At 65.1% G+C, this 19241-nt stretch carries 21 protein-coding genes; 12 read left to right on the top strand and 9 right to left on the bottom strand.

Annotated elements, in window-relative coordinates:
- Nucleotides 1–3 precede the first annotated feature (3 nt).
- Nucleotides 4–1113, top strand: a complete 1110-nt coding sequence (locus ACOOGG_RS04700; RefSeq protein ID WP_420432790.1) for an acyl-CoA dehydrogenase family protein — start codon at nucleotides 4–6, stop codon at nucleotides 1111–1113.
- On the opposite strand, the gene ACOOGG_RS04695 is transcribed toward ACOOGG_RS04700, so the two are convergent.
- Nucleotides 1110–2012 (bottom strand): alpha/beta hydrolase, encoded by a 903-nt coding sequence (locus ACOOGG_RS04695; RefSeq protein WP_420432788.1) that lies wholly within the window; start codon nucleotides 2010–2012, stop codon nucleotides 1110–1112. The two genes, ACOOGG_RS04700 and ACOOGG_RS04695, sit on opposite strands and share 4 nt — an antisense overlap.
- A gap of 47 nt (nucleotides 2013–2059) precedes the next feature.
- Nucleotides 2060–3178: a D-2-hydroxyacid dehydrogenase gene (locus tag ACOOGG_RS04690; RefSeq protein WP_420432786.1), complete on the bottom strand. Its 1119-nt coding sequence runs from the start codon at nucleotides 3176–3178 to the stop codon at nucleotides 2060–2062.
- On the opposite strand from ACOOGG_RS04690, the gene ACOOGG_RS04685 reads away from it, so the two are divergent.
- Together ACOOGG_RS04685 and ACOOGG_RS04680 are read left to right on the top strand one after the other, a co-directional pair.
- Entirely contained in the window at nucleotides 3177–4067 is an 891-nt protein-coding gene (locus ACOOGG_RS04685) for an SDR family NAD(P)-dependent oxidoreductase (RefSeq protein WP_420432784.1), read from the top strand. The genes ACOOGG_RS04690 and ACOOGG_RS04685 overlap by 2 nt on opposite strands.
- On the top strand, nucleotides 4067–5425 hold the full coding sequence (locus ACOOGG_RS04680) for a mycothione reductase (RefSeq protein ID WP_420432782.1): 1359 nt from the start codon (nucleotides 4067–4069) through the stop codon (nucleotides 5423–5425). Before ACOOGG_RS04685 ends, ACOOGG_RS04680 begins: the two co-directional genes overlap by 1 nt.
- Here ACOOGG_RS04680 and ACOOGG_RS04675 read toward each other — a convergent pair.
- A complete protein-coding gene (locus ACOOGG_RS04675) occupies nucleotides 5414–6226 on the bottom strand; it encodes a TauD/TfdA dioxygenase family protein (RefSeq protein WP_420432780.1) in 813 nt (270 codons plus the stop codon). The genes ACOOGG_RS04680 and ACOOGG_RS04675 overlap by 12 nt on opposite strands.
- A gap of 24 nt (nucleotides 6227–6250) precedes the next feature.
- A complete protein-coding gene (locus tag ACOOGG_RS04670) occupies nucleotides 6251–7867 on the bottom strand; it encodes an AMP-binding protein (protein ID WP_420432778.1) in 1617 nt (538 codons plus the stop codon).
- A 71-nt stretch (nucleotides 7868–7938) separates the two neighbouring features.
- Between ACOOGG_RS04670 and ACOOGG_RS04665 the strand changes: the two genes are divergently transcribed.
- Nucleotides 7939–9429 carry an AMP-binding protein gene (locus ACOOGG_RS04665; protein WP_420432776.1) on the top strand — a complete coding sequence of 497 codons (1491 nt, stop codon included), beginning with the start codon at nucleotides 7939–7941 and terminating at the stop codon, nucleotides 9427–9429.
- Here ACOOGG_RS04665 and ACOOGG_RS04660 read toward each other — a convergent pair.
- Nucleotides 9426–9827, bottom strand: coding sequence for a hypothetical protein (locus ACOOGG_RS04660; RefSeq protein ID WP_420432774.1), 402 nt, complete (start codon nucleotides 9825–9827; stop codon nucleotides 9426–9428). The genes ACOOGG_RS04665 and ACOOGG_RS04660 overlap by 4 nt on opposite strands.
- A 53-nt stretch (nucleotides 9828–9880) precedes the next feature.
- Between ACOOGG_RS04660 and ACOOGG_RS04655 the strand changes: the two genes are divergently transcribed.
- The 4 genes from ACOOGG_RS04655 (at nucleotide 9881) to ACOOGG_RS04640 (ending at nucleotide 12160) form a co-directional block, all read left to right on the top strand.
- Nucleotides 9881–11020 carry a CaiB/BaiF CoA transferase family protein gene (locus ACOOGG_RS04655; protein ID WP_420432772.1) on the top strand — a complete coding sequence of 380 codons (1140 nt, stop codon included), beginning with the start codon at nucleotides 9881–9883 and terminating at the stop codon, nucleotides 11018–11020.
- Between the two features lie 84 nt (nucleotides 11021–11104).
- A complete protein-coding gene (locus ACOOGG_RS04650; protein WP_420432770.1) occupies nucleotides 11105–11356 on the top strand; it encodes an AbrB/MazE/SpoVT family DNA-binding domain-containing protein in 252 nt (83 codons plus the stop codon).
- The gene (locus ACOOGG_RS04645) at nucleotides 11353–11745 is read left to right on the top strand and encodes a PIN domain-containing protein (protein ID WP_420432768.1); all 393 of its coding nucleotides are present in this window, start codon (nucleotides 11353–11355) and stop codon (nucleotides 11743–11745) included. The genes ACOOGG_RS04650 and ACOOGG_RS04645 overlap by 4 nt, the downstream gene beginning before the upstream one ends.
- Before the next feature lie 103 nt (nucleotides 11746–11848).
- Nucleotides 11849–12160, top strand: coding sequence for an ATP-binding protein (locus tag ACOOGG_RS04640; RefSeq protein WP_420432766.1), 312 nt, complete (start codon nucleotides 11849–11851; stop codon nucleotides 12158–12160).
- A 67-nt stretch (nucleotides 12161–12227) separates the two neighbouring features.
- Here ACOOGG_RS04640 and ACOOGG_RS04635 read toward each other — a convergent pair whose 3' ends face one another.
- The 4 genes from ACOOGG_RS04635 to ACOOGG_RS04620 form a co-directional block, all read right to left on the bottom strand.
- Entirely contained in the window at nucleotides 12228–12977 is a 750-nt protein-coding gene (locus ACOOGG_RS04635) for a nucleotidyl transferase AbiEii/AbiGii toxin family protein (RefSeq protein WP_420432764.1), read from the bottom strand.
- Between the two features lie 43 nt (nucleotides 12978–13020).
- The gene (locus tag ACOOGG_RS04630) at nucleotides 13021–13704 is read right to left on the bottom strand and encodes a hypothetical protein (RefSeq protein ID WP_420432762.1); all 684 of its coding nucleotides are present in this window, start codon (nucleotides 13702–13704) and stop codon (nucleotides 13021–13023) included.
- Nucleotides 13705–13816: 112 nt separating this feature from the next.
- Entirely contained in the window at nucleotides 13817–15334 is a 1518-nt protein-coding gene (locus tag ACOOGG_RS04625) for a class I adenylate-forming enzyme family protein (protein WP_420432760.1), read from the bottom strand.
- A gap of 40 nt (nucleotides 15335–15374) precedes the next feature.
- The gene (locus tag ACOOGG_RS04620) at nucleotides 15375–16157 is read right to left on the bottom strand and encodes an SDR family NAD(P)-dependent oxidoreductase (protein WP_420432758.1); all 783 of its coding nucleotides are present in this window, start codon (nucleotides 16155–16157) and stop codon (nucleotides 15375–15377) included.
- Nucleotides 16158–16265: 108 nt separating this feature from the next.
- On the opposite strand from ACOOGG_RS04620, the gene ACOOGG_RS04615 reads away from it, so the two are divergent.
- From ACOOGG_RS04615 to ACOOGG_RS04600, 4 genes are read left to right on the top strand one after another with little or no spacing between them, the layout of a single operon-like run.
- Nucleotides 16266–16439, top strand: a complete 174-nt coding sequence (locus ACOOGG_RS04615; protein ID WP_420432756.1) for a hypothetical protein — start codon at nucleotides 16266–16268, stop codon at nucleotides 16437–16439.
- The gene (aroC, locus tag ACOOGG_RS04610) at nucleotides 16436–17533 is read left to right on the top strand and encodes a chorismate synthase (protein ID WP_420432754.1); all 1098 of its coding nucleotides are present in this window, start codon (nucleotides 16436–16438) and stop codon (nucleotides 17531–17533) included. Before ACOOGG_RS04615 ends, aroC begins: the two co-directional genes overlap by 4 nt.
- Nucleotides 17534–17542: 9 nt before the next feature.
- On the top strand, nucleotides 17543–18328 hold the full coding sequence (locus tag ACOOGG_RS04605) for an enoyl-CoA hydratase (RefSeq protein WP_420432752.1): 786 nt from the start codon (nucleotides 17543–17545) through the stop codon (nucleotides 18326–18328).
- Nucleotide 18329: 1 nt separating this feature from the next.
- Nucleotides 18330–19223: an LLM class flavin-dependent oxidoreductase gene (locus tag ACOOGG_RS04600; protein WP_420432750.1), complete on the top strand. Its 894-nt coding sequence runs from the start codon at nucleotides 18330–18332 to the stop codon at nucleotides 19221–19223.
- Nucleotides 19224–19241 lie beyond the last annotated feature (18 nt).

Here is a 19241-nt window from a genome sequence, read left to right as displayed (position 1 = left end):
GCAATGGATTTCTCTCTGAGCGAAGAGCAGGAAGCAGTAGCCGAACTGGCCAATCGGATCATGGGCGACCGGCTCGACATGGAGCGGCTCATGGAGATCGAGGCCGCCGACGAGTGGTTCGACCGGGATCTCTATGGCGAGCTGGCCGCGGCCGGGCTTGTGGGTATCGGCTTGGGCGAGGACGTGGGCGGTGGAGGCCTGGATCTGATCGCCGTCGGCCAGTTGCTGGAAGCCCAAGGACGCCATGTGGCCCCGGTGCCGCTGTGGAGCGGGATTTTAGCCGCGCTGGCGGTGGATGCCTTCGGAAGCGATGAGCAGCGCCAACGGGAACTGCCTGGCTGCGCGTCGGGGTCCAACGTGATGACCGTCGGCCTCCAGGAGTACCTCAACGACGACATCGCCAGCCCGATGGCCCGGGTGGTGGACGGCAAGCTGGTGGGCACCAAGGAGGTGGTGGAGTTCGCTGCCGAGTCGTCCAAGATCGTGGTGGTGGCCGGGCTCGATGACGGCACCGACAACGGCACCATCAGCGGCACCGGGCTGTTCTTGGTGGACTTGTCCGACGAAGGAGTCACCATGGAGGCGGGCATGTCCACTCGGCTCCAGCCCGTCCACCAGGTGAGTTTCTACGGCGTCCCGTGCAAGCCGCTCGGCGCCGCCGACGGCGCGTCGGTGGCGTGGCTGGCCGATCGGGCGGTGGCCCTATTGTGCGCCACTCAGGTAGGGGTGGTCGACCGGGCGCTGCGCCTCGCTGCCGAGTACACCTCGGAAAGAGAGCAGTTCGGCCGACCGGTGGCCACTTTCCAAGCGGTCACCCAACGCCTTGCCGACCAGTTCATGCATGTGGAGGCGGTGCGGCTCTGTACTTGCGCCGTACTCTACGACTTGGCCCACGGCAACGACGCCTTGCTGCGCCTGCCCATCGCCAAGTGGTACGCCTCCCACTGGGCCCACGACGTCGCCCACGCCACCCAGCACGTCCATGGCGGCATGGGCGTCAGCGTCGACTACCCCCTCCACCGCTACACCCTGTGGAACAAGCACATCGAGTGCAGCCTGGGCGCCGGCACCCAGCAACTCCGCACCCTGGGTGCCCAGTTGGCTGCTAGTTAGGTCTGCTCCGCGATATACGCAGCCAGCTCGGCGATCCCTTCTTCGGCTTCGGGGGCTACGCCGGCCAGCAGGTGCCAGACGTGCATCATGTCTTGCCAGGGGCGGAACTCCACTGAGCCGTTGGCGTTCTCGATGTCTTTGACCACTCGGGTGCTGTCGTCGTAGAGCACCTCTTCGGTTCCCACCTGGATCATCATGGGGGGCAGATTGTCGAAGGTGCCGAACACTGGGGAGACGTAGGGATCGGAGGCGTCTGTGCTCTGGGCGTAGGCCATGACCATGCCCGACAGGCCGTCGGCTCCCGCCAACAAGGGATCGCGGTCAGCCCGGTCGGTCATGGAATCGCCTGAGAAAGTCAGATCAGTCCACGGCGAGATGGGTGCGGCACATGCTGGAAGCGGCAGGTCTTCGTCCCGCAGCTTCATGCACAGCGCGATGGCCAGGCCCCCGCCCGCGGAATCGCCGGAGATGGCGGTGTGGGCGGCCTCTCCCCCATTGGCCAAGTGCCATTGCCACGCGGCCATGGCGTCGTCCAGCGCTGCCGGATAGGGATTTTCGGGGGCGAGGCGGTAGTCAACGTTCAACACCCGTGCCTTGGCGGCCAGCGCCATACGGCTCACCACATGTCGGTGGGTGTTGAGGCTGCCCACCACATAGCCGCCGCCATGCAGGTACAAGATGGTCCGATTTCCCTCCACCTCTGGAGGTGTGACCCACTCGGCGGGAACCCCTCCAGCGTCAACCGAGGTGAAGCTCACTCCGTCGGGAACGGGCATCGAGCTGTAACCCGCCTCAAAACCGGCCCTGGTCGTAGCCAAATCAGGTGGAGGGCCGCCAGCAGACTCCTGCATCTGCTGCTTCAGCGCGGCAACCGCGGCGTTGTAGGCATCTGACGGCATGGGTGATTCCTCCTCGATGGGATCTGTTCCTGGTCCTAGACCTATTCCTAGTAGCCCCGGTCGGGGTCTACCACGTTGCGTAGGGGTTCTTCGGCCAGAAAGCGCTCCAAGTTGTCGCAGAACAGCTCCATCAGGGCCTCGTTATAGCCCTCGCTGGCTGTGGAGCAGTGGGGCGACAGATACATGTTGGGCGCATCCCACAACGGGCTGTCGGCCGGCAGAGGCTCCTCGCGGGTCACATCCAGCACTGCGGCCCCCAAGTGCCCCGATTCAAGCGACGACACCAGCGCGGCCTCGTCGATCATCGACCCCCGGCCCACATTCACCAGCACCGCACCGGGCTTGAGCCGCCTCAGCCGCTGGGCGTCGAATAGATCAATGGTCTCAGGGGTGTGGGGGGCGCACAGCACCACCGCGTCGCTGCGGGACAGCATTTCGTCCAACCCCTCGGGGCCGAACAACTCGTCGGCATCGGGATCGGTGTCGCCGGGCTGGGCCGAGCGGCGGTTGGCCAAAATGGTCATTTCAAATGCCCTGGCCCGGCGGGCCACATCCCGGCCGATGGCGCCCAGGCCGACGATGCCCATGGTCTTCCCCTTCACCAACAGCCCCTGGTGCATCTCCCAGATGTGGCTGCGCTGCTGGCGCTCCAGCACCCGGATGTCCTTCCATACTTCCAGCAATCGTCCGATCACGAACTCGGCAATGGGGGTGGAAGCCACTCCGGCGGCGTTGGTCAACGCGATGCCCTCGGCCTTGAGCTTGGCGGGCTCGAGTTGCCCGATGCCTGCCCCGATGGCCTGCACCCATCGCAGCCGCGGCGCCCACTCCCTGATCCCATGCGGCAGATCGAGGGCCATCAGTAACTCGGCGTCGGCGATGGTCTCCCGCTCTTGCTCTGTCAGCGGCGGGGCGGTGGCCAGCACCTCCTCGGTGACCCGGCCCTTGGCCTTGGCGTCCCGCAGTCCATGGGGTTCGAAGTAGCCGATGTTGTGGAACTGCACCCCAGGGAACCGGCGGTGCAGCTCGTAGAGATCCGATTCCTCCATAGCCGGTGGATACATCACAACCGCTTGTACCTTGCTCACAGCGGGAACCCTAGTGGTCATGGTTTCATCGCCGTCGACATCGGCTCGGCCAGCAGGCAGGCGATAGCGTCGGCTCATGGACACGTTTGAGGGTAAAGCAGCAGTCATCACCGGCGGGGCCAGCGGCATGGGCCGGGCCATGGCCGACCGGTTCGGCGCAGCCGGTGCCCGTATCATGATCGCCGATGTGGAGGGCCCGGCCATGGACGCCGCGGTGGCCGAGATGAACGACGCCGGGGTGGACGCGGTGGGCGTGCTCACCGACGTGAGCTCCGAACAAGACATGGACGAGCTGGCCGAGGCCGCCTTCTCCCGGTTCGGACAGGTCAACGTGGTATGCAACAACGCCGGGGTGGGCGCAGGCGGCTTGATGCACACCCTGACCACCGCCGATTGGCAGTGGGTGCTAGGGGTGAACCTGTGGGGCGTGATTCACGGTCTCCGAGTGTTCCTGCCCCACCTCATGGAGCACGGCGACGGCCACATCGTGAACACCGGCTCGGTCGCCGGGCACACCTCGTATCCCAACATCGGCCCCTACAGCGCCACCAAGCACGCGGTGGTGACCATCTCCGAGACGCTCTATCACGAGCTTCAGGAGAGCGGCTCAACGGTAGGCGTATCGGTGCTGTGCCCAGGGCTGGTGACCACCAACATCATCAACTCCGAGCGCAACCGCCCCGAGATTTTGCGCTCGCCCATCATCCCGCCCGACCCCACTGCCGAAGACGAGGAGCGGATGCAGATGATGATGGCCATCTACGAGGACGCGGTGAAACCGCCCGAAGTGGCCGAGCTGGTGTTCAACGCCGTGCTCGACAACCAGTTCTACATCTGGACCGACTACGTGTACGCCCCGGCCATCATGCAGCGCCACGAGGACATCCAGCTGGGCCGCAACCCCAGCTTCCGGGGCCAGCTCATTGACGAGGATCAAACCGCCAAGGGGCCACCCCAAGCCGGCTGATGACTGAGTCACCCGAGCACTTCGACCTGGTGGTGGTGGGCACCGGGTCGGGCAACAGCGTCTTGACCCCCGATTTCGACGATTGGCGGGTGGCGCTGATCGAACGGGACGTGTTCGGCGGCACCTGCCTCAACCGGGGCTGCATCCCCTCGAAAATGTTCGTGTACGCAGCCGACATGGCCCTCCAAGCAGGGCACACCGGACATCTGGGCGTGGACAGCACGCTGGACGGCGTGCGCTGGCCCGAGATTATGGAACGGGTGTTCGGTCGCATAGATCCCATCGCCCAAGGCGGAGAGGAGTACCGCCAAAGCCTCGACAACGTGACGGTGTTCAACGGCGATGCCCGCTTTGTCGGCCACAAGTTGCTGGAGGTGAACGGGCAGCAGATCACCGGCGACCACATCGTGCTGGCCGCCGGGGCCCGGCCGTTCATCCCCCCGATTCCCGGTCTCGACCAGGTGTCTTACCACACCTCCGACACCGTGATGCGCCTGGAAGCCCTGCCCGAGCAGATGGTGATCCTGGGCGGGGGCTACATCGCCGCCGAACTAGGTCATGTGTTCGATGCCATGGGGGTGTCGGTGTCGATCGTGAACCGCTCGGAGCGGCTGCTGCGGGCCGAAGACGAGGACGTTTCGGCTGCGTTTACCGAGATCGTGCGCCGGCGCATGGACTGCGCTTTGGGCTCTCCGATTACCGGCGTGTCCCAGGTCGGATCGCAGGTCGCAGTCCACACCGAAGCCCGTGACATAACCGGAGATGTGCTGCTGATGGCCACCGGCCGGGTGCCCAACGGCGGGCAACTCGGCGTCACCCGCTCAGGAATCGAACTAGACGACCGCGGCTACGTGGTAACCGACGAGTACCTCCGTACCGGTGTCGATGGAGTGTGGGCGCTGGGGGATATCTGTCACGCCGCCCAGCTCAAGCACACCGCCAACGAGGACACCCGGGCGGTGGCCCACAACATCGCCCACCCCGACGACTTGCGGGTGCCCGACCACTCCGGCATCCCCCATGCAGTGTTCGCCTATCCCCAGGTGGCCGCGGTCGGGGCCACCGAGCAGGCCCTTCGGGCTGAGGGTCGGCCCTATCTGAGGGCAGTGCGCCCCTATAGCGACACCGCCTACGGCTGGGCTATGGAGGACACCACTAGCTTCGCCAAGGTGCTGGCCGATCCCGAGACGCGGCTACTGCTGGGCGTCCACATCATCGGCCCCCAAGCCCCCACCCTCATCCAGCAGCTCATCCAGGGAATGCAATTCGGCCTCACCGTCGATGAAATGGCCCGCGGCCAGCTCTTCATCCACCCCGCGCTCACCGAGGTGGTGGAACAGGCGCTGTTAGAGCTCTAGTGGTGTGGCCGCAACCGGCCCGGCACCAGACGGGTCGTAGATGGTGACCCGGTGGATGCGCCGGTGGTCGGCGCCGTAGTCGTCGATGGCGTAGTGCATGGTGCAGCGGTTGTCCCACAAGGCGGCGTCGCCGTCGCTCCACCGCCACCTAACGGTGTACTCGGGCCGTTCCATGTGGTCGCACAGCAGCACGAGCAGACGGCTGCTCTCCAAGTGGCTCATCCCATTGAGCGACGAAGTCCATCCCCGGTTCACGAACAGGAGGCGACTGCCGGTCTCGGGGTGGACGGTCACCGCCGGGTGGTCGGTGAACTCTGTCAGCCCGGCTCGGCCGTGGCGGGCGGTGATCCCCTCGATGGCCGCCTTGATGGGATCGGACAGCCCCTCGTAGGCAGCCTGGGTGTTGACCCACATAGTGTCACCGCCGGAGGGCGGGGATTCCTTCATCGACAGCAGCGAGCCCAGCGGTGGCTGGCGGGCGAAGGTCACGTCGGTGTGCCAGAAGTTGGCCCGGGAATAGGCATTGGAGCTGTCCAGCACCAGGATCTTGCCCTCGTCGTCCACCGTGTGGTGGTCGCGGTGGTCGGTTTCGTCGTTGCTCACTGCTTCCAGATCGCCGAACAGCGAGCCCAGTGCCACGTGTTGCTCGTCGGTCAGATGAATCCGGGGAAAGAACAGCACCTTGTGGGCCCAGAACGCCTCCCGCAGATCTGCCGCGACACCATCGTCAAGATGATCGGCATCCAGCCCCTCCACAGTGGCCCCCAAAGCCGCCGGCAACGCAGTCACTTTGATGCTCATGGCACCATGCTTTCAGATCGGCGCCTAACGGGACAGAGAGTCGAGAGCGGTCTGTTTGGCCCACTGGTAGTCAGGCTTGCCATTGGCGCCCCTCTGCACGGCATCGGTGCGAACAATCGCCTTGGGGAGCTTGTAGGCCGCCAGCCGGGTGCGGGAATCGGCGATGATCTCGTCGTCGGTGGCATCGCCGTCCACCTGGGCCACCGCGGTCACCGCCTCGCCCCACTTGGGGTCGGGCACCCCCACCACCAGGCAGTCGGCCACTGCGGGGTGGACTTTGACCGCCTCCTCTACCTCTTCGGGATAGATCTTCTCCCCCGCACTGTTGATGCAGGCTGATCCCCGACCCAACAGCGTGATGGTGCCGTCGGCCTCAACGATGGCCCAATCGCCCGGCACCGACCAGCGCCGACCACCGATGGTGCGGAACGTGGCCGCCGTCTTCTCTGGATCCTTGTAGTAGCCAATGGGAATGGGGCCGCCTACCGCCACCATGCCCTGTTCACCCGAACCGGGCTCCACCGGGTTGCCGCGTTCGTCGAACACCGCGGCGTTCTCACCCAGCGTGAACCGGGCGGTGGCCGAGCCGCCCTTGCGGTCGCTGATCCTCATACCGGTGCCGGTCCCCTCGCTGGAGCCGAGCGAGTCGACCAGCTTCATGTTCTTGTGCACCAGCAGGGCCTCTTTCGCCGGCTGGCTCCAAATCACGCCCGACGACATCACCATGAACACCGACGACAGGTCATAGGGCTCACCTCGGGCGGCGGCCGCATCCAGGGCGTCGGCCATCGGCTGGCCGAAGGCGTCGCCCACGATGGTGAGCACGGTGGCCCGATCCCGCTCCACGCAGCGCCACAGCGCGTCGGCGTCAAAGCTGCGCTCCGGCATGGTGATAACCGCCCCGCCCTGGGTGAAGGTAGACAGCGCCACAATGCTGGCTGTGCCGTGCATGAGCGGCGAGGCCGCGAGCTGGCGGGACACTCGATTGCTGTCATAGATGGCCGTGATATTGGATTTCACCAGGTCAACAGTCTCGGGAACCGGCAGCCCAAGGGCTCGAAGCGGCCCGACCATGGTGCCGAGCAGCGAGTCGTGGGGCCACATGACCCCCTTGGGCTTGCCGGTGGTGCCGCCGGTGTAGAGGATCCACAGGTCGTCAGGACTGCGTTCGATGGGTGGGGCCGGATCGTGCTCGGTGATGAGCGCCTCGTAATCCAGCGCCCAGTCGGGCACTTCGTCGCCTGGTCCGGCCACGCAGACGGCTGCCCGCAGCTCAGGCAGGTTCACGCGCGCCTCATCCACCCGGTCGGCCAGGTCTCCAGAGAAGAACACCGCCTTGGCATCGGCGTCGTCCAGCAGATGGCGAAGCTCGCCGGCCAAGTACCGGTAGTTCACGTTGCAAGGGGCCGCCCGGGATTTGAACGCCCCGAATGTGACTTCGCTATAGGGATTGCCGTTGTACAGGTAGAGCCCCACGTTGTCGCCCGCGCCAATGCCAAACTCCCCCAGTGCAGCCGCCAGCCGAGCCGCCCGATCTTCAAATTCCCGCCACGTCCGGCTGGCCGGGTGACACACCACGGCATCGGCGTCAGGCACCGTCTCCGCAGCCGCTTCCCACGCGGTGGCCAGGTTCAAGGGCACGAGGAGTGACGATATCGCGGCCATGCCAGCCAACCCGACTTGGCTAACTCTTCTCATGCCATGATCGATGGGTGAGATCCGACGCCGTCCACTTTCCTGCGGGGGTAGATCCTGAATCGGTAGATCTCACCGCTGAGGCGAGCCTGCCGGCGGCGTGGAGCAACCGATGGGCTATTGAGACCACCAAGCCCACACTGTGGGATGCAGAGACTGGGTGGGTTTCGAGGCGCGAGTTGGCCCGGCGTACCGAGGCGGCGGCTGGACGGCTCTTTGGTGCGGGCCTGCGCAAGGGCGATCGGATCATCCTCTCTGCCGCGGCCTCGGTGGACTTGGTGGTGGCCCACGTGGCTTCTCTGCGGTTGGGGCTAATCGTGGTACCGGTCAACGGGGCTTACCAGAAGGCCGAACTGGCCCACATCGTCGGCGACGCCGAACCCCGGGCCGCGGTGGTGGATAAGCCTGAATGGGTGCGATGGCTGGCTGAGCTTGCCCCTGAGATGACAGTGGTCTCCCCCAGGCTCGCGCTTGACGACGCCACAGCCCCCAGCCTGGACCAGATGGACAGCCGCGACCCCGCGCTGCTGGGTTACACCTCGGGCACGACCGGTGTGCCCAAAGGTGCGGTGTTGACCCACGGAAACCTGTTGGCGGGTGCCGAGTCGGTCCGCATTGCCTGGCGGTGGACGCCAGATGATCGGCTGGTGCTGGCGCTGCCCTTGTTTCACATGCACGGGCTGGGCGTGGGGCTGCACGGCACGCTGTTGACCGGCGCCTCCGCGATACTGCTCGAAGGGTTCTCGCCCGACGCGGTCCTGGACGCCGCCCAAGTCCACGACGCCACCCTCTTTTTTGGTGTGCCCACCATGTACACCCGGCTGGCCCAATCCCACAGGGTCAGCGAGCTCTCCCGGCTGCGGCTGTGTGTGGCCGGCTCCGCTCCCCTGCCCGCCGACCTGCATCGCCGACTCGGGGAAGCAGCCGGCATACGGGTGCTCGAGCGCTACGGCATGACCGAGACCATCATGTTGGTGTCCAACCCCCATGATGAAGAGCGACGAGCCGGTATGGTGGGGTTCCCCCTGCCTGGTGTGGAATTACGGCTTGCCCCCGACACCGGCGAGGTGCTCGTGAAGGGACCGAACGTGTTTGCCGGCTATTGGCGCCAGCCCAAGGCCACCGAGGAGGCGTTCGACGAAGACGGCTGGTTCCGCACCGGCGACCTTGGTGAGTTCGATGAACACGGCTACTTGCAACTCCGGGGCCGGGCCAAGGAGCTTGTCATCTCCGGCGGCTTGAATGTCTACCCCCGTGAGGTAGAAGACGCCCTCCGCACCCACCCCGACATCGAGGAAGTAGCCGTCACCGGCACTCCCAACGAGGAATGGGGCGAGCTGGTCACCGCCTGGGTAGTACCTGCCACCGGCAAAACCCCCGACCTAGAAGATCTGCGCGCCCACTTGGAAGGAGTGTGCGCCCCCTTCAAGCACCCCCGCCTCCTTCACCTCGTAGACGACCTCCCCCGCAACGCCTTGGGCAAAGTGCAAAAGCACCTGTTGACCTAGAGCGGCTTCAGATGCTCACACAGCGGTCCGAGTAGGGCCTCCACGAAGGCGTCGTCGCAGTACAGTTTCTCCCCGTCCAGCAGGTCGCCCGATGCGGGCATCATGGACATGACCATGTGGCGGGTCTTTCCGTCCAACTCGATCCAGTACTCCTGGATGGCGCACTGGTCGTTGGTCCACTCCCCCAACACGCCGTACCCGGTCACCCGCTGGGCAAACTGCGGATACTGCTCCAGATAGAACATGCGGGCCAGGTCGCCGCCGGTGAACCCCTTGCCCATGGGCCAGAACTCATAGGTGGGCTCGTCCACCAGCGTGGCCAGTGTCCGCTCGGCGTCGTTCTCTGCTTCCGCGGCCGCATGCTCGCGGGCCAGATCCAAGATTTCCTGTGGGGTCATAGCGGCAGACTAGTGGTGTGCCGCTCAGGCCAGCAGCCGGGTACGTTGCTGGCGTGAGTTCGGCCAAGCCACTCGATGGCGTGCTCGTGGTCTCTGTCGAACAGGCAGTGGCCGCGCCGCTGGCATCGTGCCGGCTGGCCGACGCGGGGGCCAGGGTCATCAAAATAGAACGGGCCGAAGGCGACTTCTCCCGGGGATACGATGCCGCTGCCGACGGGTTGTCCAGCTATTTCGCCTGGCTGAACCGGGGCAAGGAGTCGATTGTCCTCGACCTCAAAGCCGATGAAGACCGAGCGCTGCTGGGCCGTCTGGTCGCTCAGGCCGACGTGTTCATCCAGAACTTGGCCGTGGGTGCAGTCGAACGGCTGGGGTTCGGTTCAAAGTCACTGCGCCAGCAGCATCCCCGGCTGGTGACCTGCGACATCTCGGGCTATGGCCCGACCGGACCCTATGCCCAGATGAAGGCCTACGACCTGCTGGTGCAAGCCGAGAGCGGTCTGGTGTCGGTCTCAGGTGCGCCCGGCCCGCTCGGCCGAATCGGGGTATCGGTGGCTGACATCTCCACCGGAGAGGCCGCTGCCCGAGCCATCAGCCAAGCCCTGGTTCGCCAGGCCCGCACCGGCGAGGGCGCCGCCATCGAAGTCTCGCTGTTCTCCACTATGGCCGAGTGGATGACCGTCCCCCTGCTGCACCACGACTACCTCGGCAAGGGGCCTGAGCGGGTGGGCTTAGCCCACCCGTCCATCGCCCCCTACGGGGGGTTCACCACCGCCGACGGCACCACCCTGCTGATTGCCGTGCAGTCCGACCGGGAGTGGGTCACGCTGTGCGAGACAGTGCTGGACAAACCTGAGCTAGCCCACGAGCCCCGCTTCGCCACCAACAAGGCCCGAGTCGCCAACCGGGCTGCAACCGACGATGCCGTCACCGAAGTTTTTGCCCGCCTGAGCACCGAAGAGCTCCACCGCAAGCTCACCGACAGCCGAATGGCCTTCGGCACCGTCAACGAAGTGGCCGGCCTCTCAGCCCACCCCCAGCTCAACCGCATCACCGTCACCCACGCCGACGGCACCGTCGAACTCCCCGCCCCCGCCACCACCGCCGACTGGGACGAGGCCACCACCGAACCCACCCCCTCCCTCCCCACCCTCAACCAGCACGGCCCCCAAATCCGAGCCGAGTTCGCCGTTTAGCGACTTGCCTGGCTTCACGTTTTCTGAGCCAGGTTCACGATGTCGGCTGTTATCCTTACTTTCATTATCAAGTAAGGAAATGCAATGGAAGCGACCGCCACAATTACTAGCAAGGGTCAAGTCACCATTCCCAAGGCAATCCGCGATCTATGCGGCTTCTCTGAGGGAGACCAACTTGTGTTTCGCACCACCGACTACGGGGCCGCCATCATCAGGGTGCCGGACATGGCCGAACTTGCCGGGGTAGTCGAGGTTCCTCCCGAAAAACGCGGCGTGCCTTGGGAAGAGATCAGACGGCAGATCCGCGAGACCCGGGCCCAGAACGTGACTCGGTGACCGCACTCCTCGACACCAACGTCCTTATTCGCCACCTGACCGGCGACCCGCCCGATATGGCGGCAAAGGCTTCTGCCTACCTGCTGAGCGGTCGCGACCTTGTTCTGACGGATCTGGTAGTTGCCGAAATCGTGTACGTCTTGGAATCGTTCTATCAGCAGACCCGCGTGCAGGTGGTAGGTCTGGTAGCTGCGGTGGTCTCCTCTGCCCGGTTCCAAGTCCAAGACCGGGCGCTGCTTATCCGGTCACTAGAGGTCTACGTCGACCATAAGATCGACTTCACCGAGGCCTACCTGGTGGCTTCCGCTGAAAAGGCCGGCATCACCGAGATCGCCTCTTTCGACCGCGCCATCGACCGAGTACCCACCATCACCCGCATCGAGCCCTGACGCCTTGCAGACTCACTACGCGCTACTTGCTCCAACCCCGGAAGAGTCATGCTCAGCCATGTAACAGATAGAAACTGTCACACTCCCTCTGTAAGGTGCGCTCATGGTGAAATTCCTGCACACGGCCGACTGGCAACTCGGAATGACCCTCGACATTGAGCAGCTCAGCGTGGGAGCCCGCGAACAACTCGCGGTGATTTGCCGTCTGGCCTGTGCCGCCATCGTCAGTCCTGATGGCGGGGGTGCTCCAGTTGTGATCGACGATGCGTTGGGATGGAGCGATCCAACTCGCCTTCAGTCCATGGGTGCGGCCATTGCCGCCGCTGGTAGGGACTGCCAAGTCATCGTGCTCACCTGTACACCGGGCCGATACGCCCATGTCGGCAACGCGGAGGTTGTGCGCCTGCCGATGTGAGATTCTGTGAGGGCATGGGTGAGCAGATGCCCGTCTGGGCAGAGGCCAAAAGGCCGGGAGTCTCGTTCTACGGATCGGAGATGTTCTCAATCGGGGGTAGCGACCGGAGAATCTCCTGACCTTTGGCGGTCAAGCCGGCGGCATCGGGGCGGTCGACCGGCTTCTCGCCAGCTGTATCCGCGTCACTGAGTATCCGGTGGTGCAGGAAGCGGCGGAGTGCTGGGGCCCTTGATCTGAGGTGGGTCAGTACCCTGTCGCTCTCGCGGGCGAACACCGGGTCGGCGTCGAGTTGGCCGGGATCTTCTAGCAAGGTGATGATCTGGGACAATTCGTGACCTTCAGGAACCGGTCCGTAGCGGGTCATGTGGAACAGCAGCCCATCTTCAAGGCTGTACGGGCTCTGGCCGTCTATAGCTGCCAAGTCGATGTAGTCGCGCAACTTCTGACGGTAGAGGAGAACGTCCAGCTTCGATGCGAGAAGGTCGGCTAGCGATGCAACCTTCAAATCATCGATGATGGTGGGGGCCTCCAGCATCGTTACACGACCCGGGTTGTAGCCCCGCTCCGGTGTCCGGAAAATCTCCACCGTCACCCCGCCAACCATGGCATGTAGGCCCTCCCGGTCCTGTCGGAGCACTCGGATATCGCCATCGAATGCTTCAGTGAGCGCATTGGCCGCTTCAACGACATCGAATGGGTCGGAGGTCATGTAGTCGAGGTCGAACGATTGGCGGTGCCGGAGGTGAATCGCGATTGCGGTGCCCCCAAACAATGAGCCATCGATATCGCTGACAACGCTGGCAAGTATGGGCCACACCCTCCTCAGACCAGCAGGAAGGCAATCTGCCCAGTCGTCGATTTCACCCACTGCGGGCCTGTCGTCTTTCGGAGATTGCGGCGTCAAGGGCTGTAGCGATTTCTCCTTGGTCATAGCCGCGCATGGTGCGGCATAGCTTGAGTGTTTCGATGGGCAGGTGTTGCAGTGCCCACACTTGGGCTGCCCGGTCGGGACAATCTAGTAAGGAACAGGCAACTTGGAGGGAGTCTCTTGGCAGCTCGATGTCGCTTCCCCGGGTGCCGGACCAGAACATCGGCCAAAACTCCGGTGGGATCCGCTGTGGACAGGTGCTGTCTGACGGGCCGGGGAGCCGGGGGAGGAATGCCAGCGCCCGCACGCACTGCTCGGTGAGGTCGAGGCGCCATAGCTGAACTTCCAGCAGGTTGTTCCCCCACGGGACCTTCTCCTCGCTGAAGCGGGCGAACCCATGACCGGCCAAGTCCCTCAGAGTTCGCTGCACATGGCGTTCGGACAGGCCCGCTACAGCAGCGATCTGTGGGGTGGTCGTTCCCCGGGGCCGGTTTCGCAGCACGCCGGTCACGGCACGTTGCGCCTCCGTCCAATCCGCGGTGGGATCGCCTTTGACGGCGATTGTCACCGGAACCCGAGGGCCCGGTCCTGCACCGATATCTTGGGAACCAGTCTCCACGAGTGAGGGGGATCCATCGCCGGAAGCGTCGCCAGCGGCTCCTAGAGCGGTCGCCATTTCTTCATCCTATTGCCGCTGAGTATGGCCTCCGCGGGTGATTGAAGCCGATAGCCCGGCACAAAGGGCAACGAGTTCGGGGCAGCCAGCGTGGGCGAGATCGACGGGCGGCTCAATCGAACCGCTGGCGGAGGCGGAATTTTTCTACTTTGCCGTTGCCGGTTCTTGGGAGCTCGTCGATGGGTTGAATGGTGGTGGGGACTTTGTAGGGGGCAAGGGTGCCGTCGGTGTGGGTTCTCAGGTCTTCCTCGGTGGGAAGCTCAAATCCTTCGGCCACCACGATGAAGGCGGCCACTGTCTCTCCCAGAACCGGGTCGGGGCGGGCCACCACGGCGACATCGCCCACTGCGGGGTGGGTGCGGAGCGCGGTCTCCACCTCGATGGTGGACAGGTTCTCTCCCCCTCGGCGGACGATGTCCTTTTGGCGGTCCACGAAGTAGAGGTAGCCGTTGTCGTCCACATATCCCAGGTCGCCAGTGCGGAACCAGTCACCCGAGGTGGCCGCCTTGGTGGCTTCGGGGTCTTCGATGTAGCCCTTGAAGCCGATGGTGGATCGCAGGAAGCAGATCTCCCCCGTCTCACCCGTCGGGGCCTCAGAGCCATCGGGCAAAAAGATCCTCAGCACCGACCCCTCGAACGGCTTGCCCACCGAGCCTGGTCGTCGGGGCTCGTCCAAGCGGGTATAGGTGCCCGACCCGGCTTCGGTCATGCCGTACCAGTCCATGCACGGCACGCCGTAGCGCTCCTCGATCTGTTCGATGATCGGCGCGCAGCCCAGCGGGATCATTACCCGCAGCGAGTGCGACTTCTCATGGGGACCGGGTGGTTGGGCCATCAAGATGTTGATGATGGGCACCAGGGTGAGGAAGTAAGTGGGGCGGTAGAGGTCGACCAGGCCCCAAAAGCGCGACGCGGAGAACTTGCGCTGCATGACCACGCTGGCCCCCCGGCTAAGCGCCGACATGGCCCCGCCCATGGCGTTGCCGTGGAACAGCGGGGTCACCACCAGCGAGCGGTCGGTGTGGCTCAGGCCGAACATCTCCTCGTAAGGCACCGCTCCGCCGGCGAACAGCTCGGGGCTCATGGGCACCGCCTTGGGCCGCCCGGTAGTGGTACCCGAGGTGTAGAGCACGTTGCCCTCTACGAACCCGTCCACTGGGGGCAGGTCCAGACCCGCGCCCTCCGGCGCCTCACCGATCAGGTCAGCCAGCAGCAGGGCACCGTCCACCGGCTCGTCCACGCTCACTACGGCCTCCACTGCGTCCATACCCGCGGTCAAGGCCACCGCCCGCTCGGCCCGCTCGGCCTCCGCGAACACCACGCGGCATCGGGAGTGGTTGAGCACGAACTCCAGCTCGGGGTCGGTCCACTCCGGGTTGATGGGCACTCCGGCCAAACCGATGGCCTGCATTCCCAGCTGGCACTCGATGTATTCGGGCCGGTTCTGCATCCAGATACAGGCCCGATCTCCTAGGCCCAAACCAAAGCGAGTTTGGTACTGATGGGCCAGAGCTCCTCCGTGAGCGGCCAGCTCTCCGAATGTGCGGTGGCCGTCCTGCTCGGTGAGCACGGCCAGCTTGTCGGGCCAGATGTGGCTGAATTCCCGGACCACGTCATACAAGGTCGGCATCGCCGGGCAGCCTAGTTATGCCGATGCCGTGGGCGCTGCTTCACGTCACGACGTCGGCCGCGCCCCCGTCAATCCGAAGGTGGGCACCATGGATTTGGCGGGCTCGGTCACTGCACACAAACGCCACCAACTCCCCCACATCAGACACGGTGGCGATGCGCCCGGTCAGGGTGGGCATGATCTCCGTGGTCACATGGCGCTCGATGTCGGCCCAGTTGGTTGAGCGGCCGTCCTGTTCAGCCTGGCGGGTCCACATCTCAACCAATTCGGGGGTGGCGATGGCCCCCGGACTCACGCAATTCACTGTTATCCCGGTGCTGGCCAGCTCTCGAGCCAAGCTCACCGTCATGGCTGGCAGAGCGCCCTTCGCCGCGTAGTAGCCCGGGATGCGGTCGCCGGGCCGAGTCGCCCCCACGGTGGACACCAACACGACCCGACCCCAGCCTTGGTCCCGCATTGCCGGAACCATGAGTCGGGTCATCCGCACCGCGCTGAGCACATTGCGGTTGTAGGCGTCGAACCACACTTCGGCGTCGTCGTCACCCCAGGTGCCGCCCACCGCCACTCCGTAGTTGTTGACCAGGATGCCCACCGGGCCACTCTGCTCAGCAACCGCCTCAGCCCCATCGTCGGTGCAGATGTCCCCCCACACCGCCCGAGCCGACGGTCCCAACTCGTCAGCCAGCCAGTCGGCCTGCCCTTCCTCAAACCCGTGGACCACCACTTCCGCCCCCTCAGCGGCGAGCACCCGAGCAATCCCGCTTCCCGTCCCCCGGTAGCTCCCGGTAACCAGCGCCACCTTCCCCGCAATACCCAAGTCCATCATCCAATGCTGACATAGAATCTGAGCGAAGGCGGAAAGGCGAATGTGTCCAGGATAAAGGTCTACGAGAACCCAGACAGGGGTCCCGCGTGGTGTGCGGAAGGCAAAATGTGCGACTTTTCCTACTACGCGGGAGCTGACACACTCGAAGAGCTGAGCCTGTTGATTGCGGAAGCTGCTGCGGAGAGCGGTGATTCTCCTGAGGTGATCTTGGTGAGCGATCCCGACGCCGATGAGGCTCCGATTGCGTCGATCGACCTGCCTGCCATCGTGCCGCAATGAGCAGTTCGACGGGGCGGTTGTTCCGGGTTACGACGTTTGGGGAATCCCATGGCGGCGGCATCGGCGCCGTGGTGGACGGATGCCCGCCCCGGCTTCCGCTGACTGAGGAGATGATCCAGCACGATTTGGACCGTCGGCGACCCGGTCAGAGCCGGCTCACCACCCTGAGGGACGAGGCCGACCGGGTGGCCATCCTCTCGGGGGTGTTCGAAGGCCACACGCTGGGATCGCCCATTGCCATGCTGGTGGGCAACACCGATGCCCGACCCAGCGCCTATGAGGACTTCAAAGACGTCTACCGCCCCTCCCACGCCGACTACACCACCGAGGCCAAGTACGGCATCCGCAACTGGCAAGGAGGGGGACGGGCCAGCGCCCGGGAGACCATCGGCCGGGTAGCCGCCGGGGCCATCGCCCGCCAGCTCTTGCGGACCGCGGCCAACATCGAGGTGCTGGCCTGGGTACGCCAGGTGGGCGCCATCCGTGCCGATGTCGATCTCGCCGCGGTCACCTTGGCCGACGTGGAGGCCGACGCCACCCGATGCCCGTCGCCCGAACACGCAGAGGCGATGACCGAGGCCATCGAAGCGGCCCGCCGCGACGGCAACTCGCTGGGCGGGACAGTCGAATGCGTGGCCCGAAGGGTGCCCCCCGGCCTGGGCGAGCCGGTGTTCGACAAGCTGGAGGCCGATTTGGCCAAAGCCGCCTTGTCGTTGCCCGCGGCCAAGGGTTTCGAGATCGGTTCGGGTTTCGCGGGGGTGACCATGACCGGTCGGGAGCACAACGACCCGTTCGCTCCCGGTACCGACGGACGGCCCCGAACAACTTCCAATCGCTCCGGTGGAGTGCAAGGCGGCATCAGCAACGGCGAGGACATCGTGATCCGGGTGGGGTTCAAGCCCACCGCCACCATCGCATCGCCCCAAGACACCGTCGACCGCGATAACAATCCCGTCACCCTGGCCGCCCGCGGCCGTCATGATCCCTGCGTGCTTCCTCGGGCGGTGCCCATGGTGGAAGCCCAGGTGCTGTTGGTGCTGGCCGACCACTGGCTGCGCCAACGAGCCGTCGATGTGATTGATTGCGGCGACTGACAGTCGAAAATGGCCGACCGCACCGACAGACCCGTCACCCCCCAAGACCAGCGCCTGCTGGTTGAGGTCAACGAACGCATCGCCACCATCACCCTGAACCGGCCCGAGGCCCGCAACGCCATGTCTAGGCAGATGCGCAACGACATCCACACCGCGCTGAGGGCCTGCGATGCCAACCAAGAGGTGGACGCCATCATCTTGACCGGGGCCGACCCGGTGTTCACCGGCGGCGTCGACCTGCGGGAAGTGGCCGCCGACGGGCCGCCGGAACCGGGCGACGACAAGCGGCAGGCCAAGGATCCCGCCCGGGCGTGCCGGGATACGTCCAAGCCATTGATCTGTGCAGTGAATGGGACCTGCGTTACAGGAGGCTTGGAGATCGCATTGAGCTGCGACTTCATCGTGGCGTCCGAGCGGGCGCGTTTTGCCGACACCCACGCCAAAATCGGTGTTATCCCAGCTTGGGGCATGACTGCCCTACTCCCCCGGGCGGTGGGCAAGCGCATGGCCAAAGAGATGACCGCCACCGCCCGCTTCGTAGAAGCCGAAGAGGCCCTGCGCATCGGCCTGGTCAACCATGTGGTGCCTCACGACGAGCTGTTGAGTCAAGCCCGAGCGCTGGCTGGTCAGATCGTCGCCGCTTCCACCCCGGCCACATCGGCCACCATGCGAATCTACGACGCCGCCGACGGCATGAGCTTCGCCGAGGCCAAGGCCCTGGAAGAAGAGCTCATGCGGAACTGGAAGGTGGATACCGACGACATGGAGCGTCGCGGTTTGGGAAAGGGAAACTGATATGAGCACTCTCGCCGACCCTCCGCAGTTCAGCCTGTTCCTCCCTCAGATGCGGATGGACATGGCCACTATCGAAGAGCGGGTGAGGGCGGCTGAGGCATGCGGGTTTCACAAGATCGACCTAATGGACCACCTGAACCCGCCTTTGTTGCCCGCCTCGCCCATGTACGACGCCTTTGTGACCGCCGCCGCGGTGGCGGCGTGGACGGAGCGGGTGCGGATCGGGCACATGGTGCTATGCGGGCAGTTCCGCCATCCGGCGCTGCTGGCCAAGATGATCGTGAGCCTGGATCACTTCAGTGGCGGCCGTTTCGACTTGGGCATCGGCTGGGGCTCGGTGCCCGATGAGATGGAGCGGTTCGGCCTCGGCGACGAGCCTCCGGCGGTGCGGGCTGCCCGCCTGCGGGAGACTCTGGAGGCGGTGCAAGCGCTGCTCACCGGCGAGCCGGTGAACCACCAGGGCCGGTTCTTTCAGATGGAGAACGCCCAGCAGCAGCCCACTCCGGTGAACGGCCATATCCCGATCGTGATCGGAGGTGCCGGCCGCAAACTCACCATGCCGCTGGTGCGGGACTTCGCCGACTGGTGGAACTGCCCGGTCTACGGCATGGCCGAATTGGAGGAGCTGCTTCCGCTGTCCGGCAACGCCCGTTTATCGGTCCAGCGAGCCATCGGATTGGCCCGGTCGTCAGCGGCCCGGGACGAGGTGGTGGCCACCGCCCAGCGCCGGTTCGGTGACTGGGCCCTCGTGGCTGGAACTCCCGACGAGGTGGCCGAGGGCCTTCAGGCCGACCGGGAGATGGGTGCCGAGCAGTTCGTCCTTCAGTTCAGCGACTTCGCCGCCCCGGAGACTCTCGAACTGTTTGCCGCCGAAGTCATGCCCGCGGTGACCTAGGCCGCGCTATCTGCCTTC

The organism is Candidatus Poriferisocius sp. (genome assembly GCF_965214065.1).
GTDB lineage: Bacteria > Actinomycetota > Acidimicrobiia > Acidimicrobiales > Bin134 > Poriferisocius.
Note: the sequence above shows the minus strand (reverse complement) of the source record. Positions and strands in the feature narration are given on the sequence as shown.

What these genes read in the sequence shown, in the direction of transcription:
- ACOOGG_RS04675 (WP_420432780.1), bottom strand. Translation starts at nt 6,226, where the DNA reads ATGAGCATCAAAGTGACTGCGTTGCCGGCGGCTTTGGGGGCCACTGTG.
- ACOOGG_RS04625 (WP_420432760.1), bottom strand. Translation starts at nt 15,334, where the DNA reads ATGCCGACCTTGTATGACGTGGTCCGGGAATTCAGCCACATCTGGCCC.
- ACOOGG_RS04650 (WP_420432770.1), top strand. Translation starts at nt 11,105, where the DNA reads ATGGAAGCGACCGCCACAATTACTAGCAAGGGTCAAGTCACCATTCCC.
- ACOOGG_RS04615 (WP_420432756.1), top strand. Translation starts at nt 16,266, where the DNA reads ATGTGCGACTTTTCCTACTACGCGGGAGCTGACACACTCGAAGAGCTG.
- ACOOGG_RS04630 (WP_420432762.1), bottom strand. Translation starts at nt 13,704, where the DNA reads ATGGCGACCGCTCTAGGAGCCGCTGGCGACGCTTCCGGCGATGGATCC.
- ACOOGG_RS04660 (WP_420432774.1), bottom strand. Translation starts at nt 9,827, where the DNA reads ATGACCCCACAGGAAATCTTGGATCTGGCCCGCGAGCATGCGGCCGCG.
- aroC (WP_420432754.1), top strand. Translation starts at nt 16,436, where the DNA reads ATGAGCAGTTCGACGGGGCGGTTGTTCCGGGTTACGACGTTTGGGGAA.
- ACOOGG_RS04690 (WP_420432786.1), bottom strand. Translation starts at nt 3,178, where the DNA reads ATGAGCCGACGCTATCGCCTGCCTGCTGGCCGAGCCGATGTCGACGGC.
- ACOOGG_RS04640 (WP_420432766.1), top strand. Translation starts at nt 11,849, where the DNA reads ATGGTGAAATTCCTGCACACGGCCGACTGGCAACTCGGAATGACCCTC.
- ACOOGG_RS04605 (WP_420432752.1), top strand. Translation starts at nt 17,543, where the DNA reads ATGGCCGACCGCACCGACAGACCCGTCACCCCCCAAGACCAGCGCCTG.
- ACOOGG_RS04680 (WP_420432782.1), top strand. Translation starts at nt 4,067, where the DNA reads ATGACTGAGTCACCCGAGCACTTCGACCTGGTGGTGGTGGGCACCGGG.
- ACOOGG_RS04685 (WP_420432784.1), top strand. Translation starts at nt 3,177, where the DNA reads ATGGACACGTTTGAGGGTAAAGCAGCAGTCATCACCGGCGGGGCCAGC.
- ACOOGG_RS04600 (WP_420432750.1), top strand. Translation starts at nt 18,330, where the DNA reads ATGAGCACTCTCGCCGACCCTCCGCAGTTCAGCCTGTTCCTCCCTCAG.
- ACOOGG_RS04620 (WP_420432758.1), bottom strand. Translation starts at nt 16,157, where the DNA reads ATGGACTTGGGTATTGCGGGGAAGGTGGCGCTGGTTACCGGGAGCTAC.
- ACOOGG_RS04695 (WP_420432788.1), bottom strand. Translation starts at nt 2,012, where the DNA reads ATGCCGTCAGATGCCTACAACGCCGCGGTTGCCGCGCTGAAGCAGCAG.
- ACOOGG_RS04700 (WP_420432790.1), top strand. Translation starts at nt 4, where the DNA reads ATGGATTTCTCTCTGAGCGAAGAGCAGGAAGCAGTAGCCGAACTGGCC.